The sequence below is a fragment of the Streptomyces sp. NPDC092045 genome, assembly GCF_044756005.1.
Taxonomy (GTDB): domain Bacteria; phylum Actinomycetota; class Actinomycetes; order Streptomycetales; family Streptomycetaceae; genus Streptomyces.
Window position 1 is genome coordinate 126,340 of sequence record NZ_JBIVSC010000014.1, and the last position, 15,995, is coordinate 142,334.

At 74.5% G+C, this 15,995-nt stretch carries 17 protein-coding genes; 4 read left to right on the forward strand and 13 right to left on the reverse strand.

All coding sequences use genetic code 11. The features are described 5' to 3' along the window. Nucleotides 1-267: 267 nt before the first annotated feature. Complete coding sequence (locus tag ACIQKA_RS25870; RefSeq protein ID WP_383153054.1) at nt 268-1,086, forward strand: phosphatase PAP2 family protein; 819 nt, start codon at nt 268-270, stop codon at nt 1,084-1,086. 77 nt (nt 1,087-1,163) lie between these two features. Here the strand turns inward: ACIQKA_RS25870 and ACIQKA_RS25875 are convergent, their stop codons facing one another. The 4 genes from ACIQKA_RS25875 to ACIQKA_RS25890 all read right to left on the reverse strand — a co-directional run bounded on the left by ACIQKA_RS25875 (nt 1,164) and on the right by ACIQKA_RS25890 (nt 4,879). After that, nucleotides 1,164-1,379: an I78 family peptidase inhibitor gene (locus ACIQKA_RS25875; protein WP_383153052.1), complete on the reverse strand. Its 216-nt coding sequence runs from the start codon at nt 1,377-1,379 to the stop codon at nt 1,164-1,166. 290 nt (nt 1,380-1,669) lie between these two features. After that, nucleotides 1,670-2,656 (reverse strand): helix-turn-helix transcriptional regulator, encoded by a 987-nt coding sequence (locus tag ACIQKA_RS25880; protein WP_383444955.1) that lies wholly within the window; start codon nt 2,654-2,656, stop codon nt 1,670-1,672. A 232-nt stretch (nt 2,657-2,888) separates the two neighbouring features. Then, nucleotides 2,889-4,163 (reverse strand): glycosyltransferase, encoded by a 1,275-nt coding sequence (locus ACIQKA_RS25885; RefSeq protein ID WP_383434744.1) that lies wholly within the window; start codon nt 4,161-4,163, stop codon nt 2,889-2,891. A gap of 101 nt (nt 4,164-4,264) precedes the next feature. After that, nucleotides 4,265-4,879 carry a transglycosylase family protein gene (locus ACIQKA_RS25890; protein WP_383153046.1) on the reverse strand — a complete coding sequence of 205 codons (615 nt, stop codon included), beginning with the start codon at nt 4,877-4,879 and terminating at the stop codon, nt 4,265-4,267. A 216-nt stretch (nt 4,880-5,095) separates the two neighbouring features. On the opposite strand from ACIQKA_RS25890, the gene ACIQKA_RS25895 reads away from it, so the two are divergent. After that, entirely contained in the window at nt 5,096-5,878 is a 783-nt protein-coding gene (locus ACIQKA_RS25895) for a hypothetical protein (RefSeq protein WP_383153045.1), read from the forward strand. 578 nt (nt 5,879-6,456) lie between these two features. Here the strand turns inward: ACIQKA_RS25895 and der are convergent. The 5 genes from der to aroH form a co-directional block, all read right to left on the reverse strand. Beyond that, complete coding sequence (gene der, locus ACIQKA_RS25900) at nt 6,457-7,905, reverse strand: ribosome biogenesis GTPase Der (protein ID WP_383153044.1); 1,449 nt, start codon at nt 7,903-7,905, stop codon at nt 6,457-6,459. Between the two features lie 69 nt (nt 7,906-7,974). Beyond that, complete coding sequence (locus tag ACIQKA_RS25905) at nt 7,975-8,619, reverse strand: lysophospholipid acyltransferase family protein (protein ID WP_383153042.1); 645 nt, start codon at nt 8,617-8,619, stop codon at nt 7,975-7,977. Then, complete coding sequence (cmk, locus tag ACIQKA_RS25910) at nt 8,616-9,290, reverse strand: (d)CMP kinase (protein WP_402542517.1); 675 nt, start codon at nt 9,288-9,290, stop codon at nt 8,616-8,618. Before cmk ends, ACIQKA_RS25905 begins: the two co-directional genes overlap by 4 nt. A gap of 149 nt (nt 9,291-9,439) precedes the next feature. Then, complete coding sequence (locus ACIQKA_RS25915; protein WP_383434753.1) at nt 9,440-10,528, reverse strand: prephenate dehydrogenase; 1,089 nt, start codon at nt 10,526-10,528, stop codon at nt 9,440-9,442. Further along, complete coding sequence (gene aroH / locus ACIQKA_RS25920) at nt 10,525-10,887, reverse strand: chorismate mutase (protein ID WP_383153036.1); 363 nt, start codon at nt 10,885-10,887, stop codon at nt 10,525-10,527. Before aroH ends, ACIQKA_RS25915 begins: the two co-directional genes overlap by 4 nt. 199 nt (nt 10,888-11,086) lie before the next feature. Here aroH and ACIQKA_RS25925 point away from each other — a divergent pair, with 199 nt between their 5' ends. Then, complete coding sequence (locus ACIQKA_RS25925) at nt 11,087-11,545, forward strand: Rieske 2Fe-2S domain-containing protein (RefSeq protein ID WP_391095982.1); 459 nt, start codon at nt 11,087-11,089, stop codon at nt 11,543-11,545. A gap of 10 nt (nt 11,546-11,555) precedes the next feature. Continuing rightward, nucleotides 11,556-12,245, forward strand: a complete 690-nt coding sequence (locus ACIQKA_RS25930; protein ID WP_383153033.1) for a DNA polymerase beta superfamily protein — start codon at nt 11,556-11,558, stop codon at nt 12,243-12,245. A 26-nt stretch (nt 12,246-12,271) separates the two neighbouring features. Here the strand turns inward: ACIQKA_RS25930 and ACIQKA_RS25935 are convergent, their stop codons facing one another. Genes ACIQKA_RS25935 through pnuC form a run of 4 tightly spaced genes read right to left on the reverse strand, consistent with a single transcriptional unit; the run spans nt 12,272 to nt 15,751 of the window. After that, on the reverse strand, nt 12,272-13,294 hold the full coding sequence (locus ACIQKA_RS25935; RefSeq protein ID WP_383153031.1) for an ADP-ribosylglycohydrolase family protein: 1,023 nt from the start codon (nt 13,292-13,294) through the stop codon (nt 12,272-12,274). Continuing rightward, nucleotides 13,291-14,028, reverse strand: a complete 738-nt coding sequence (locus ACIQKA_RS25940; protein WP_383434762.1) for an NUDIX domain-containing protein — start codon at nt 14,026-14,028, stop codon at nt 13,291-13,293. The genes ACIQKA_RS25935 and ACIQKA_RS25940 overlap by 4 nt, the downstream gene beginning before the upstream one ends. Further along, nucleotides 14,025-15,104, reverse strand: a complete 1,080-nt coding sequence (locus ACIQKA_RS25945) for an AAA family ATPase (protein WP_383444934.1) — start codon at nt 15,102-15,104, stop codon at nt 14,025-14,027. The genes ACIQKA_RS25940 and ACIQKA_RS25945 overlap by 4 nt, the downstream gene beginning before the upstream one ends. Then, nucleotides 15,101-15,751, reverse strand: a complete 651-nt coding sequence (gene pnuC / locus ACIQKA_RS25950; RefSeq protein WP_383153025.1) for a nicotinamide riboside transporter PnuC — start codon at nt 15,749-15,751, stop codon at nt 15,101-15,103. The genes ACIQKA_RS25945 and pnuC overlap by 4 nt, the downstream gene beginning before the upstream one ends. Nucleotides 15,752-15,995 lie beyond the last annotated feature (244 nt).

Here is a 15,995-nt window from a genome sequence, read left to right on the forward strand (position 1 = left end):
CGCGGACGCCCGTTCGGAGGAATTCCCTCACGTTCAAACATTCTTCCGGAACTCTCCTTCGGGGAATGGTCCGCAGGTCATCCGATTTCCGGACGGACGCCGGTAATGGGAGTCCTCCTGAGACCTACTCCACATCACATCGTCATCACGAAGGGAGCGGTTTGACGGGGTCGGCTTCTCACTCCCTGTAACGTCGATTGGGTGCGTACCGACATCTTTGCCCGGCTGGACCGGGAGCCGGAACCGCCGAAGATAGAGGTCCCGGGGATGACCCGCACGCGTCTCGCCCTCTTCGGCGGGACGTCGGCGTTCTATCTCGCCATCGTCGTGGCCGTCCTGCTGTCGACCCGGCTGGTGACCCTCGACTGGAAGATCATGCTGTTCCGGCCCTACCAGCAGTGGCCGGAGCTGCACGCCTTCCTCGACTACTACGTCGTCCTCGGTCAGCGCGGCCCCACGGCCGTCATGGTGGCCGCCTGGCTGGGCTGGCGCTCCTGGCGCCAGCACACCCTGCGCCCCCTGCTGTGTCTCGGCGCCGCCCTTCTGCTGCTCAACGTCTCGGTCGGCTCGGTCAAGCTCGGACTCGGCCGCCTCGGACCCCACTACGCGACGCAGGTCGGCTCCGCCGAGCTCTTCGCTGGCGGCGATATATTTCCCTCCGGCCACACCGCCAACGCGGTCGTGACCTGGGGGATCCTGGCCTACCTGGCGACCACCCCGCGGGCCCGGCGCTACCTTTCCGCGCTCTCCGCCGTGGTCGCGCTCGGCGTCGGCCTCACCACCGTCTACCTGGGCACGCACTGGCTGAGCGACGTCCTGCTGGGCTGGGCGGCCGGCCTGCTCGTCCTGCTCGCGCTGCCCTGGTGCGAGCCGGTCCTGGCGGTGGCGGAGTCGTGGATCCTCACCGCGCGGGACCGCCTGCGGGAGCGGCTGCGGGACCGGCGGCGGCTCGTGCCCTCGCTGCCCGTGGCGTCCGGCGGACCCCGGCCGGGGTTCTTCCCCGCGCGCCCGCCCGGCCCCGAGGAGCCGGTCCGGGAGCCCGTGGGGGTGGCCGGCGGCCGGCGCACCCCGGCGACCCGGGGCTGAGACCCCCGCACCTCCCCCGTGCGCGGAAGGGCCCCGGCCGGTCGGCCGGGGCCCTTCCGCGTGCGCCGGACCGGGCGTCAGCCCAGCCAGCAGCGGGTCACGGTGCCGTCCTGGACCTCGAAGTTGATGCGCCCGGCGAGGTACTCCATGGTGATGATCGAGCCGGGCGGCAGGGAGCGGACGACGCTCCAGCCGCGGGTCCTGGCGAGCTGTTCGGCGCCTTCCGCGCCGAGGCCCACATAGGACTCGGGAGCGTCGCCGGGCTGTTCGGGAGTGCGCGATGTGGGTGCCATGAACCTCACGTTAGTACCTTGCCGGTCACGCTTGTGTCACAAGTCCTCGACATCCGTTCGCCTCGCCCGGCGCCGCCCGGAAGGGCGGTTACCCGTCCCTTCCCCGGCACTTCTCCGGCGCTTTACCGGGAACGTCCGGCAGTTCTCGTCCGGGCCGGGAAGGACCGATAGGAGACGGACAATTCCCGCTCGCCGCGCGGAGTTCCCGAATTGCCCCCGCGGCGCCCGCGCGAGGCTCTCACCCTTTCCTTACACAATGCTTACGCCGCGCGAACGGCCCGGCGCGCGGGTCAGGAGTCCGTACCGGGCCCGCCCTCCGTGCGGTCGAGGGCGCGGGACAGCCGGTCCCTGAGGTCCCGGACCAGGCCGGTGAGCTCCGGCGGTTCGACCACCTCGAAGTCGAAGCCCAGCATCGCCACGTGGATCAGCAGGACGTCGAGTCCGTGCGCCCCCGTGCGCAGCAGGCAGGTCCCGTCGCCGTCGGCCTCCAGGACGCCGTGCAGCGGGCCGACGGCGGCCGCGGCCTCGGCGAGCGGCACCAGCAGCCGGACCGTCCCCTCCGTGGAGTAGGCGCCGCTCGACACGCCCTTCGCCACGTAGGCGGCCAGGTCCTCGGCGGGCGGTTCGCGGGGCGGGAAGCGGGGGCCGTGCGGCGGGGCGGGCTCGATCCGGTCGACCCGGAACGTGCGCCAGCCGGCCCGGTCCAGGTCCCAGGCGACCAGGTACCAGCGCCGCTCGGTGCAGACCAGCCGGTGCGGCTCCACGCTCCTGCGGGTGGCCGAGCCCTCGTGGTCCCGGTAGGCGAAGCGGACCCGCTCGCTGTCCCGGCAGGCGTGGGCGAGGTCGGTGAGGACCTCCGGGTCGATCCGCTGGTCCGGGGTGCGCAGCAGCGGCACCGTGAAGGCGTTCAGCGCCCCGACGCGCCGCCGCAGCCGGCCGGGCAGGACCTGCTCCAGCTTGGCCAGGGCGCGCACCGAGCTCTCGCCGATGCCCTCGACGCCCTGACCGGCGGCGGCGCGCAGACCGACCGCGACCGCCACGGCCTCCTCGTCGTCGAGGAGGAGCGGCGGCAGCTCGGCCCCGGCCCCGAGCTGGTAGCCGCCGCCGGTGCCGGGGCTGGCGTGCACGGGATAGCCGAGCTCCCGCAACCGGTCGACGTCCCTCCGCACGGTGCGCGGGGTGACGCCGAGCCGGTCGGCGAGATCGGCCCCGGACCACTCGCGGTGGGCCTGGAGCAGTGAGAGCAGACGCAGCAGCCGTGCGGAGGTCTCCAACATGCGGCCGAGTCTGACAGCCCTCGCGGACAGCTGCGGTCCTCGATGAGGGCCTTGCTACGGGACCGGTCAGCGGCCTTGGTGCACGCCTTGGTACGGGACCGGTCACCGGCCTTGGTGCACACCTCGGTACAGGCCTTGGTACGGGCCTCGGCACACGCCGCCGAGGGGCCCGGACCCCTTCCTCCCGCCCCCGGCCCGTTTCCGCCCCGCCCCGCTCGCGCTCCCGCCCGGCTCAGCGGAAGCGGCGGACCAGCCGGCCCGCCCTCGCCTTCTGCGCGTAGGCGGCGTCGACGGCCCGGCCCACGCCCCGGTGGAGCGCCGTCCGCACCGGGGAGTGCGCGCGCCGGCCCGCGCCCCGGTCCAGGAGCTCCGTCCAGAGCTCCTCGTGCCGGGCGGCGATCCGGGCGGGGTCGAAGCGCTCGGAGGCGGCGAGGGCCGCCCGCGCCGTCCTGGCCCGCAGCTCGTCGTCCTCGATCAGCTCGCGCAGCGCCCGCGCGACCGCCGCCACGTCGTCGACCGGCACGAGCCGCCCGTCGACCCCGTCCTCGATGATCTCGCGCGGCCCGTTCGGGCAGTCGGTGGAGACCACCGGGAGGCCGCAGCGCATCGCCTCCACGATCGTCATGCCGAAGGACTCGCGCCGGGAGGTCACGGCGGCGATCGAGCCCTTGACCCACTCCGGTTCCAGCGGGGTGACCGACCCCATGAGGAAGGCCCGTCCCCCGAGGCCCCGTTCCTCGATCCGCCGGGCGAGCGGCGGCCTGAGGTTCTGGACGGCGTCCCCGGAGCCGTAGATCCGCAGCTTCCAGTCGGGGTGGTCCCCCGTCGCCTCCGCGAAGGCGTCGATCAGCACGTCGTACCGCTTGACCAGGGTCAGCCGGCCCGCCGCGACGACCGTCTTCGCCGCCGGGTCGGCGGGCGGCAGCGAGGGCGCGGGCACGCTGTTGGGCACGGCCTCGATCCGCACGCCGGACAGCCCCAGCTTCCGGTAGGCGCGGGCGTCGGCCTCGGTGACCGTGGTGACGGCGTCGAGGAGCGCGTACTCGTGGCCGATGTCCCGGCGCAGCCGGTAGGCGTGGCCGTCCAGGGTCAGGTGCTCCTGGCCGATCAGGACGGGTCCGCGCCGGGCCTGCCGGACGAGGTGGACGTTGAGCCCGGGCCGGGTGGCGACGAGGACGTCGGCCTCCACGCCGCGCAGGTGCTCCCCGATCCGGGCGTCGGTGAGCGCGCTGTACTGCTTCCAGCGTCCGTCGCCGCGCGGGAAGACCCGGGCGGGGCGGCCGAAGTCGGGGTGGTCCCCGTCGTACCCGGGGCTGTCCTCCCGCAGGTCGACGAGGTGGCGCAGGGTCACCCCGGCGGGCAGGTCGAGCAGCGGGCGGTCGCGGTGGCGGAACACCGACACGATCTCGACCTCGTGACGCTCCGCCAGTTCCTCGGCGAGCGTGTAGGTCGTGCGGATCGTGCCGCCGTAGTGGTAGCCGTTGTGGAGCAGAAAGGAGATGCGCATCGCGCTGCCGGTTCCCCCCGGTCAGTTGATCGGTCGCCCGACTGTACTTGCCGGGGAGGCGGCGGTGCGCGTGCGGCCGGGCGCCCGTGCGGGCGGGAGCGTCAGAGCGGGGCGATGCGCAGCATGGTGCCGACGGCGATCCGGTTCGGATCGGCCCCGATCAGGCTCTTGTTCGCCGCGTACAGGGCCTGCCAGCCGCCCTTGATCCCGAAGCGGCGGGCGATCGAGCCGAGGGTGTCGCCGGGCTCGACGGTGTGGACGCGCCCGCTCAGGCCGTACCGCTTGGAGCAGACGGGCCAGGCGCCCCAGCCCTGGGTGCGCAGCACCTCCTCGGCGACCTGGATCTGCTGCGCGCGGGTGGCCAGGTCGGCGCGCGGGGCGTACGCGAGGCCGCCGTGCTCGACCCAGGTCGGCTGCCAGAACTGGAGCCCGCCGTAGAAGCCGTTTCCGGTGTTGACGTGCCAGCGCCCGCCGCTCTCGCACTCGGCGACGCAGCCCCACGGCCACTGGTCCCGGGCACAGGCGTACGCGGGCGCGGAGGAGGCCGTACGGGATGCGGTGGCGGCGGTCGTACGGGCCGCGGCGACGGGCTCCCGGGCCTGGGCGGGGACCTGGGTCCGTGCCTGCGCCTGGGCGGGGGTCGGGGCCAGGGCGAGGAGCGCGGCCGCGGAGGCCGCCGCGAGGGAAGCGGCCGTACACCATCTGATCTTCGACATCGACGCAGGCTAGGCAGCCTCCCGGTCTCCCCGGCCCGTGCCGCGCGGTACTCCGCCGGCGCCCCACCCGGTCGGCGGCACCCTCCCGCCCCGGGCACCGGCGGCAACTTGCCCCGCATCCGCGCGTGACCCCGGCCGAGCCTGGCCCGTTGAACTCGGCATGGGACGACCGGGAACGGCCCGGCGTCCGCCCGTACCGAGTCCAGGGAGCCCCCCGTGCCGCGCATGCTCGACGTCAGCGAGGACGTACGCGCCGAGATCGGCGACGAAGAAGCCGACCGGCTGCTCGACGGCGACAACGCCCCGGGCAGCTACGACTGCACCTCCTGCCGCACACCGGGGGACTCCGAGCAGGAGCGCACCAGCACGGTGCTGTTCGTCGGCGAGGAGACGGCGGTCCTCGCGTTCGCCCACGCCGGCTGCATCCCGTCGCAGGTCGTCCGGGTCGCGGAGGAGCAGCTCCAGGGCGCCGTCGCCTCCATCACGGCCTCGGACGCCGCCGACGCGCTCTCCGCCTCCCACCCGGAGCAGGCCGTCCTCGGGGTCACCAGCGGGCTCGTCCTGATCCAGGGCGAGCTGCACCCGGCCCTGGTGGTGGAGCCGACCGCCCCGGTGGCCCGCCCGGGCTCGGACGGCCTCGTCGACGAGTTCCTGCCGCTCCTGGCCGAGCAGGGCTTCCAGCAGGTCATGGACCTCGACACCCGGCCGGCGGCGCTGCCGGGCTGGTCGGTCCTGGTCGCCATGGGCCAGCTCCACTCGGTGCTCCAGCCGGGGCCGGGCGGCGCCGGGCAGGCCGCCTGGTGGCAGGCGCACCAGCCGCTCCAGGTCACCGAGGGCTGGCGCGCGGCGGCCAACAAGTCGCACACGGTCCTGGTCTTCGCCGCCCCGGTGGGCTCGATCGGCCAGCAGCCGCGCGAGGACCTGCTGCGCGACGCCCTGGAGAAGGCCGCCGCGAACGGGCGTCTGGTGGCCGCCGCGATGCCGCTGGCCGGCACGTGACCAAGGACGCGCGGCGGGGCTCGGGATGGGTGCGGGTCGCCGGCGTGCCGGCGGAGCGGGGGACGCCGGGACCGGGGGCTCCGACCGTGCCGCACCCGCGGCGGGCGGCCCTTTCGGAGGGCCGCCCGCATCCGACGGGCGGCGGGGTCGTTGGCACCTACGTGCACCCATACGACCCTTTCTCCCCGCCGCATCCGAGCCGGATCCCCTCCATGCGCCCCGTGTCGGACGGCGCGGCGGGCCCTTCGCCCACGCCGATCTACGACGCGCTGTACTCGGAGTACCGCCGGTCGTTCCGCACCTTGCCGGGCGACCGCAGCGGCGAGGAGGGACTGGCCTTCCGGGCCTTCGGCGCGACGCCGGGCGCGGGCGGGACCGGGCGGAGGCACGCGGCGCCTCCCGCGGCGTGGGCGGCGCAGGCGCCGTCGCCGACTCCTCCGCAGACCCCACGGCCGGCGCTGCCGCCGGGGCCCCGCGGAGGGTTCTGAAGGAAGCCTCCGGGGGCGGAGGCGCACGGAACGGCCGGGGGCCGGGACCCGATCACCGGGTCCCGGCCCCCGGCCGTGCGCCGTGCCGGACTACTTCTTGCGGCCGCGCTTCTCGCGCACCCGCACCGAGATGTGGATCGGGGTGCCCTCGAAGCCGAACTCCTCGCGGAGGCGGCGCTCGATGAAGCGGCGGTAGCCGGCCTCCAGGAAGCCCGAGGCGAAGAGGACGAACCGGGGCGGCTTGGTGCCCGCCTGCGTGCCGAAGAGGATGCGGGGCTGCTTGCCACCGCGGACCGGGTGCGGGTGGGCGGCGACGATCTCGCCGAGGAAGGCGTTCAGCCGGCCGGTGGGGACGCGGGTCTCCCAGCCGGCGAGGGCGGTCTCGATGGCCGGGACCAGCTTCTCCATGTGGCGGCCGGTCTTGGCGGAGACGTTGACCCGGGGCGCCCAGGAGACCTGCTGCATCTCGGTCTCGATCTCGCGCTCCAGGTAGTAGCGCCGCTCCTCGTCCAGCTCGTCCCACTTGTTGTAGGCGATGACGATGGCGCGGCCCGACTCGACCGCCATCGTGATGATGCGCTGGTCCTGGACCGAGATGGTGTCGGTGGTGTCGATGAGGATGACGGCCACCTCCGCCTTCTCGACGGCGGCCGCGGTCCGCAGGGAGGCGTAGTAGTCCGCGCCCTCCTGGAGGTGGACCTTCTTGCGGATGCCGGCGGTGTCGACGAACTTCCACGTCACGCCGCCGAGCTCGATCAGCTCGTCGACCGGGTCGCGGGTGGTACCGGCCAGCTCGTTGACGACGACCCGGTCCTCGCCCGCCACCTTGTTGAGCAGGGAGGACTTGCCGACGTTCGGGCGGCCGATGAGGGCGATGCGGCGCGGGCCGCCGACGGCGTTGCCGAAGCGCTGCGCGGGGGCCTCGGGCAGCTTCTTCAGGACCTCGTCCAGGAGGTCGCCGGTGCCGCGGCCGTGCAGGGAGGAGACCGGGAACGGCTCGCCCAGGCCGAGCGACCAGAGCATGGCGGCGTCGGCCTCGCCGGACTGGCCGTCGACCTTGTTGGCGGCCAGGACGACCGGCTTCCCGGCGCGGCGGAGCAGCTTGACGACGGCCTCGTCGGTGTCGGTGGCGCCGACGGTGGCGTCCACGACGAAGAGGCAGGCGTCGGCGGCCTCGATGGCGAACTCGGCCTGGGCGGCGACGGAGGCGTCGATGCCCAGGACGTCCTGCTCCCAGCCGCCGGTGTCGACGACCTTGAAGCGGCGGCCGGCCCATTCGGCCTCGTAGGTGACGCGGTCGCGGGTGACGCCCGGCTTGTCCTCGACGACGGCCTCGCGGCGGCCGATGATGCGGTTCACCAGGGTCGACTTGCCGACGTTCGGGCGGCCGACGACGGCGAGGACGGGGAGCGGGCCGTGCCCGGCCTCCTCGATCGCGCCCTCGATCTCCTCCGCGTCGAAGCCCTCTTCCGCGGCGAGCTCCATGAACTCCGCGTACTCGGCGTCGCCAAGTGCCCCGTGGTCGTGCTGGTCGTTCATGAAGTCCGTTCCTCGATCATTCGTGGTCGGTGGTTCCCGGTCGACGGGTTCCACTACTGAGAGTCTCGCTCAGCGCCCGGTGAGGCGCCTGGCGTTTTCCAGGTGGGCGGTGAGCTTCCCCTGGATCCGTACGGTGGCCTCGTCCAGCGCCCCGCGGGTGCGCCGGCCGCTGCCGTCGCCCGCCTCGAAAGCGTCGCCGAAGACGACGTCGACGCGGCCGCGCAGCGGGGGCAGGGCCTTGACGAGCCGTCCCCGGCGGTCGGTGCTGCCGAGGACGGCGACCGGGACGATCGGCGCGCCGCTGCGGACCGCGAAGTACGCGAGGCCCGCGCGCAGCGAGGCGAAGTCGCCCTCGCCCCGGGTGCCCTCGGGGAAGATCCCGAGGACGCCGCCCTGTTCCAGGACGCCCAGGGCGTGGGATATCGCGGTGCGGTCGGTGCCGTTCCGGTCCACCTTGACCTGCCCGATGCCCTCCAGGAAGCCGCCGAGCGGGCCGACGAACGCCTCCTTCTTGATGAGGAAGTGCACGGGGCGCGGGGCGGTGCCCATGAGCATGGGGCCGTCGATGTTGTGCGCGTGGTTGACGGCGAGGACGACGGGACCGGAGGCCGGCACCCGCCAGGCGCCGAGGACGCGCGGTCTCCACAGCCCGTACATCAGCCCGATGCCGATGCCGCGGCCGACGGCGGCGCCCTTCGCGGAGGGCACGGTCACCTGACGGCCGCCCGCTTCTCGTCCACGAGGGTGACGACGCACTCGATCACCTGGTCGAGCGTGAGGTCGGTGGTGTCGACCTCGACGGCGTCGTCGGCCTTGGCGAGCGGGGAGGTCTTGCGGGTGGAGTCGGCCGCGTCCCGCTTGACCAGGGCCTCCTGGGTGGCGCGCACGTCGGCGCCCTTGAGCTCGCCGGAGCGGCGGGCGGCGCGGGCCTCGGGCGAGGCGGTGAGGAAGATCTTCAGGTCGGCGTCCGGCAGGACGGTGGTGCCGATGTCCCGGCCCTCGACGACGATGCCCTGCTCGGCGCCCCGGGCGATGGTCCGCTGGAGCTCGGTGATCAGCGCGCGCACCTCGGGGACGGCGCTGACGGCGCTGACCTTGGAGGTGACCTCCTCGGTGCGGATGGGACCGGAGGCGTCGGCGCCGTCCACGGTGATGGTGGGCCGGGACGGGTCGGTCCCGGAGACGATGACCGGCTTGGCGGCGACGGCGGCGACGGCTCCGGCGTCGAAGACGTCCACGCCGTTGCTGATCATCCACCAGGTGATCGCCCGGTACTGGGCGCCGGTGTCGAGGTAGCTCAGCCCCAGCTTGGCGGCGACCGCCTTCGAGGTGCTCGACTTGCCCGTGCCGGACGGCCCGTCGATGGCGACGATCACGGATTCCACGGTGGGAACACCTTCCTGGGGTGGGGTGGCAGGACCCGGCGGAGTCGCGACGGGCTTCCCCCAAGGTTACCGAGTCCCACGCACCCGTTCGGCCCAGCCCGTGCCGGACCCCCGGGGCCGGTCCTCCGCCCCGGGCTCCGGCGTCCGCGTCAGCCCGTGCGGAGGGACCAGCCGCGCTCCTGGAGGGCCGCGCCGAGGACCGGGGCCGCCGAGGGCTCCACCATGAGCTGGACCAGTCCGGCCTGCTGGCCGGTCGCGTGCTCGATGCGGACGTCCTCGACGTTGACGCCCGCGCGGCCCGCGTCGGCGAAGATCCGGGCCAGCTCGCCGGGCCGGTCGCTGATGAGGACGGCGACGGTCTCGTAGGCGGCGGGGGCGGCGCCGTGCTTGCCGGGGACGCGGGAGCGGCCGGCGTTGCCGCGGCGCAGGACGTCCTCGACGCCGGTGGCGCCGTCCCGGCGCTTGTCCTCGTCGGCGGACTGGAGGGAGCGCAGGGCGCGCACGGTCTCGTCGAGGTCGGCGGCGACGCCGGAGAGGACGTCGGCGACGGGCCCGGGGTTGGCGGAGAGGATCTCGACCCACATCCGGGGGTCGGAGGCGGCGATCCGGGTGACGTCGCGGATGCCCTGCCCGCAGAGGCGGACGGCCGACTCGTCGGCCTCCTCCAGGCGCGCGGCGACCATGGACGACACCAGCTGCGGGGTGTGGGAGACCAGGGCGACGGCCCGGTCGTGGGCGTCGGCGTCCATGACGACGGGGACGGCCCGGCAGAGGGCGACGAGCTCCAGGGCGAGGTTGAGGACCTCGGTGTCGGTGTCGCGGGTGGGGGTGAGGACCCAGGGGCGGCCCTCGAAGAGGTCGGCGGTGGCGGCGAGCGGGCCGGAGCGCTCCTTGCCGGACATCGGGTGCGTGCCGATGTACGCGGTGAGGTCGAGGCCGAGGGCCTCCAGCTCCCGCTTCGGCCCGCCCTTGACGCTGGCGACGTCCAGGTAGCCGCGGGCCAGGCCGGCGGCCATGGCCCCGGCGAGGGTGGCGGCGGTGTGCGCGGGGGGCACGGCGACGACGGCGAGGTCCACGGGGCCCCCGGGCGCCTCGTCGGTGCCGGCGCCGAGCGCGGCGGCGGTGCGGGCGCGGGCCGGGTCGTGGTCGCGCAGGTGGACGGTGACGCCCCGGCCGGCGAGGGCGAGGGCGGCGGAGGTGCCGATCAGGCCGGTTCCGATGACGAGCGCTGTTCTCACTGGGCGATGTCCTTGCGCAGGGCGGCCGCGGCGCCGAGGTAGACGTGCGCGATCCGGGACTTGGGCAACTCGGTCTCGACGTGGGCGAGGAGCCGGACGACCCTCGGCATGGCGCCCTCGACGTCGAGTTCCCGGGCGCAGATCAGGGGGACGTCCACGAGGCCGGTGTGCCGGGCCGCGGCGGCGGGGAAGTCGCTGCGCAGGTCGGGCGTGGCCGTGAACCAGATGCTGATGAGGTCCTCGGCGGTGAGGCCGTTGCGCGCGAGGACGGCGGCGAGCAGCTCCTCGACCCGCTCGCGCATGTGCCCGGCCTCGTCCCGGTCCAGTTGGACGGCGCCTCGGACCGCTCGTACCGCCACGTCGTGCTCCTTCGCCTGCGTCTGTGCTCCGTTCAGCCTAGTCAGGGGCGGGGGGCCGGGAGCACGGCGCCCGCTCTCCGAGACGGGGCGAACGTACGGATCAGGGCCAATGTCACGCGAACCGGTGCGTTCCGCCACTCGGGGTACAGGGGCAGGCGTGTCGCGGGACCCGGCGGCGGCGCGTGGCCAAGCTGGCGCCATGACGTCCCACAGCACGAGCCGCCGTACCGTCCTGCTCGCCGCCGCGGCCCTGACGGCGACGGGCTGCGGCGCGGACGGCGACGACGACGGCGGCGGCACCGCCACGGCCACCCCGGAGGCACCGGAGACGCCGGAGGCCTCGGAGTCGCCGGACTCCCCCGAGGACGACGGCGAGGCGCTGGCCAGGACCTCCGAGATCCCGGTCGGCGGCGGAGCGGTCTTCCCGGAGGAGAAGGTGGTGGTGACGCAGCCGACGGCCGGCGAGTTCAAGGCGTTCTCGGCGGTCTGCACGCACCAGGGGTGCCTGGTGAACAAGGTCGCGGACGGCACCATCGACTGCCCCTGCCACGGCTCGAAGTTCCGCGTCGCGGACGGCTCGGTGGTGACGGGTCCGGCCACCCGCCCGCTCCCGGCGGAGCGCATCGACGTCTCGGGCGGGACGATCACCCTGGCGTAGCCTGCCGGGCATGACTCCGGACGAGCTGGTGCGCGAGCACACGATCTACTCCTGTGTGGTGGGCTCGCGCGCCTTCGGTCTGGCGACCGAGGGCAGCGACACGGACGTGCGGGGCGTCTACCTGGCGCCGACGCCGCTCTTCTGGCGCTTCGACAAGCCCCCGGCACACGTGGAGGGGCCGCGCGAGGAGCAGTTCAGCTGGGAGCTGGAACGCTTCTGCGAGCTGGCCCTGCGCAACAACCCGAACGTCCTGGAGTGCCTCCACTCCCCCGTCGTCGAGTACGCCGACGACCTCGGCCGCGAGCTGGTCTCCCTGCGCGGCGCCTTCCTCTCCCGGCAGGCCCACGGGACGTTCGTGCGGTACGCGGACGGCCAGCGCCGCAGGCTGGACGCGGACGTGCGCCAGTACGGGCATCCGCGCTGGAAGCACGCCATGCACCTGCTGCGGCTCCTGGCGAGCTGCCGCGACCTGCTGCGCACGGGCGAGCTGCGCGTCGACGTCGGCGGGGACCGCGACCGCCTCCTCGCGGTCAAGCGCGGCGAGGTGCCCTGGCCGGAGGTCGAGTCCTGGATGAACCGCCTCCGGGAGGAGGCCGACCGCGCCCACGACACCTCCCCGCTGCCCCCCGAGCCGGACCACGCGCGCGTGGAGGCCTTCCTGATCCGCGCCCGCCGGGCGTCGGTGCCGAGCGCGTCCTAGGGCGTGTCCGGGACGGGCGCCGTGGCTCAGGCGTCCCAGAGGGCACCGAAGGAGATCAGGTCGCTCCGGTACTCGACGCGGTCCGCCCATGCGTCGGGCCAGGCGTCCGCGCCGAGGTGGGCGCCGGCGAAGGCGCCCGCGAGGGCGGCGATCGAGTCGGAGTCGCCGCGGGTGCAGGCGGCCCGGCGCAGGGCGGCGAGGGGCTCGCCGGGGAAGAGGAGGAAGCAGAGGAGCCCGGTCGCGAGGGCCTCCTCCGCGATCCAGCCGTCGCCGGTGTACGCGCAGGGGTCGAGCTCCGGGTCGGCCGTGCGCTGGACGGCGTCCAGGCGCTCCAGGACGGCCAGGCACTCGTCCCAGCCGCGCTCCGTGAAGTGCCGGGCGGAGGGGTCCTGGGAGCGGGTCCACAGGTCGCCGAGCCACTCCTCCTGGTAGCGGGAGCGGTTCTCGTACGCGTACGAGCGGAGCTGTCCGACGAGCCCGGCCGGGTCCACGCCCCGCGCGAGCAGGTGCACGGCGCGGGCCGTCAGGTCGGAGGCGGCGAGCGCGGTGGGGTGGCCGTGGGTCAGCGCCGACTGGAGCTGCGCGGCACCCGCCCGCTGCTCGTCGCTCAGGCCGGGGACGAGCCCGATCGGCGCGACCCGCATGTTGGCGCCGCAGCCCTTGGAGTGGATCTGGCTGGCGTCCTGCCAGGGCACGTCGGTCGTCAGCAGTTGGCAGGCGACCATGCAGGTGCGGCCGGGGGCGCGGTTGTTCTCCGGCGACCGGTACCAGTCGACGAACTCCTCGCGCACCGGCCGGGCGAGGCGTCCCGGAGCGAGGACGCCCCGGTCCATGGCCGTGCGGATGCCCCGGGCGAAGGCGAGGGCCATCTGGGTGTCGTCGGTGACGCGGCCGTTGCCCGGCAGCTCCAGCTCCCGCCACGGGCCGTACCAGCTGATGATGCGCGGCACGTCGATGAACTCGGTGGGGAGTCCCAGCGCGTCGCCGAGCGCGAGTCCGATCAGGGATCCGGTCGCGGCCCGCTTGACGGCGGTGTGTGCGTGGTTCACGAGGAGCGTCCTTCCGGTCGCAGGAGGGGCGGATGGAGGGCCGTGGTCCCGCCCGCCCGGTAGAGGGCGGCCGGTTTCCCCCGTCCGCCGGTGAGGCGCGGCGGTCCCTCCACGGCCCGGACGAAGCCGGGCGTGGCGAGGACCTTGCGCCGGAAGTTGGGGCGGTCGAGTTCGACGCCCCAGACCGTCTCGTAGACCTGCCGCAGCTCGCCGAGGGTGAACTCGGGAGGGCAGAAGGCCGTGGCGAGGCAGGTGTACTCGAGCTTGGCGCCGACCCGTTCGTGGGCGTCGGCGAGGATCCGGTCGTGGTCGAAGGCGAGCGGCCCGTGCGTCCCGTAGGGGATCCACCGTGCCTGCGCCGCGTCCCCGCCGCCGCGCGGCTCGGGCGGGTCGGGTACGAGCGCGGTGAAGGCGACGGAGACGACCCGCATCCGCGGATCGCGGTCCGGCTCGGTGTAGGTGCGGAGCTGTTCGAGGTGGAGCCCGGCGACGGTGGTCCCGGAGAGCCCGGTCTCCTCGGCGAGTTCGCGGCGGGCGGCGGACTCGGCGGACTCGCGGGGCAGCACGAAGCCGCCGGGCAGCGCCCAGGACCCGGCGTACGGCTCCCGGGCGCGCTCGACGAGGAGGACGTGGAGGCGTTCCTCGCGGACCGTGAGGACGGCGAGGTCGACGGTGACGGCGAACGGCTCGAAGGCGTGAGGGTCGTAGCCCTCGGGGGCCCGGTGGGCGGTCATCGGCGCTCCGGCAGGGGGTCGGTGAGGCGGGGGCCCTCGGCGAGCAGCGCGTCCACGGCGGCGACGGCGGTGGCGAGCCGTTCCTCGTGCGGGCCGGTGAGGACGACCGTGCGGCGGCCGGAGTGCGCGAGCCGGGTGAGGAAGCGGGCGGTCATCCAGGGCCGCAGGTGCTCCCCGTCGCGCAGTCCGTCGTCCTCGAAGTCGACGCCCCGGTGGTCGGTGAGGAGCCAGAGGTGCTGCCGGCCGCGGGCGGCGATCTCGCCGGTGTCGGGGCTGGTGGTGCCCATGTACCGCTCGTGCCAGATGGTGGTGGCGAAGGCGTCGGTGTCGCAGAAGAGGACGGGCGAGCCGTCGCGGGCGGCCTCCTCCTCCAGTTCGGCCTGGCGCTGGGCGATGACGGGGAAGTCGGAGGAGCGGAAGACGACGTCGGACCAGGTGGCGCCGGGGCGTTCGGCCCTCAGCTCGGCGAGCTTGAGCTCGCTGTACGCGCGCCCGTACTCCGGCACGTACCGGGTGCGGGCCCAGACGCCGCCGCGCCGCCGGTAGTGGTCGGCGAGGGCGAGGGCCATGGTGGTGGTGCCGGTGGACTCGGCGCCGAGGACGACGACCCGGCGGGTGAGCGCGGCCCGTACGGGGGCCTCCAGGAAGTCCCAGCGGCCGGCGGGGTCCGCGCGGACGGCGGTGCCGGAGACGGGGAAGCGGACGCGGTCGGGGTCGACGAGGACGGAGTCGGCGCCGAAGCGGCGGCCGAGCTCCTCCCCGTACGGCTCCGAGGTGAAGACGGCGTCGACGCGTTCGGGCACGGCGGCCCGGAAGACGCGCATGTGGGCCTCCCACGCGTCGGGGTCGTGGAGGTCGACGGGGTGGTCGTCGACGGCGCCGACGACCAGGGCGTCGGGGTGGACCTCGCGCATCCAGGCGACGCGGTCCTCCAGGGGGACGGACTCGACGGAGGAGGCGCAGACGAGGACGGTGAGGCGCTCGCAGCGGTCGAGGGCGGTGCGGACGAGGTGGTGGTGGCCGGCGTGCGGCGGATAGAACTTGCCGAGGACGAGGCCGTGCCCGTAGCGCTTCACGCCGTCGCCCCCACCGGTCGCCGGGTCCCCGCGAGGTCCCGGGTCCAGCCGCGCAGGCCGAGGACGCAGAGCGCCATGAAGCCGACGTACAGCAGGGAGGTCAGGTACAGGCCCTTGTGCGCGTACAGCGGCACGTAGACGACGTCGGCGGCGATCCAGAGCCACCAGGACTCCAGGCGCTTCCGGCACTGGCCGTAGGTGGCCATGAGGGAGAGCGCGGTGGTCAGGGCGTCCCAGAAGGGGACGGTCGAGTCGGTGGCCCGGTCGAGCAGCAGGGTGAGTCCGAGGGTCCCCACCACCCCCGCCGCGAGCAGCCACGTCCATTCGGCGCGCGTGGTGCGGCGCACCGGAAGGGTGTCGGAGCCCGGTCCACCCCCGTGGGTCCAGGTCCACCAGCCGTACGCGGCGAGGGTGATGAAGACGATCTGGAGGCCGGCGTCGGCGTAGAGCCCCGCCTGCGTGAAGAGCAGGACGAAGAAGAGGTTGTTGGCGATGCCGATCGGCCAGTTGGCCACGTGCTGGCGGGCCACCAGCCAGACGCAGAGCGCTCCGCTGCCGAAGCCCAGGACCTCGGTCCAGCTGACCGGGGTGTCCAGGACGGTGAGGAGCGGCTGCCGCAGGGGTTCGAGCAAAGTCGCGAGGCTCACGCCCGCCTCCTTAAGAGTCATCCTGACTATAAAGGGTGGCGGTCCGCGCCCACAAGGGCCGGGCGCGGACCCGGAAGGGCGGGGGCGGGCGCGGAAGGACGGGGGCGGGCGCGGAGGGGCGGGCGCGGACGCGGACGGGTCCGCCGGGGACGCGAAGGGGCGGACGCGGAAAGGGCCGGGCGCGGACGCGAAGGGGCCCGTGACCGCCGGAACGGTCACGGGCCCCTTCGTACGGACGCCCCGG

Excerpts from the sequence above, each read along its gene's own strand:
- ACIQKA_RS25870 (WP_383153054.1), top strand. The coding sequence starts at position 268 with ATGACCCGCACGCGTCTCGCCCTCTTCGGCGGGACGTCGGCGTTCTAT.
- ACIQKA_RS25875 (WP_383153052.1), bottom strand. The coding sequence starts at position 1,379 with ATGGCACCCACATCGCGCACTCCCGAACAGCCCGGCGACGCTCCCGAG.
- ACIQKA_RS25880 (WP_383444955.1), bottom strand. The coding sequence starts at position 2,656 with ATGTTGGAGACCTCCGCACGGCTGCTGCGTCTGCTCTCACTGCTCCAG.
- ACIQKA_RS25885 (WP_383434744.1), bottom strand. The coding sequence starts at position 4,163 with ATGCGCATCTCCTTTCTGCTCCACAACGGCTACCACTACGGCGGCACG.
- ACIQKA_RS25890 (WP_383153046.1), bottom strand. The coding sequence starts at position 4,879 with ATGTCGAAGATCAGATGGTGTACGGCCGCTTCCCTCGCGGCGGCCTCC.
- der (WP_383153044.1), bottom strand. The coding sequence starts at position 7,905 with ATGAACGACCAGCACGACCACGGGGCACTTGGCGACGCCGAGTACGCG.
- ACIQKA_RS25925 (WP_391095982.1), top strand. The coding sequence starts at position 11,087 with ATGACGTCCCACAGCACGAGCCGCCGTACCGTCCTGCTCGCCGCCGCG.
- ACIQKA_RS25930 (WP_383153033.1), top strand. The coding sequence starts at position 11,556 with ATGACTCCGGACGAGCTGGTGCGCGAGCACACGATCTACTCCTGTGTG.
- ACIQKA_RS25940 (WP_383434762.1), bottom strand. The coding sequence starts at position 14,028 with ATGACCGCCCACCGGGCCCCCGAGGGCTACGACCCTCACGCCTTCGAG.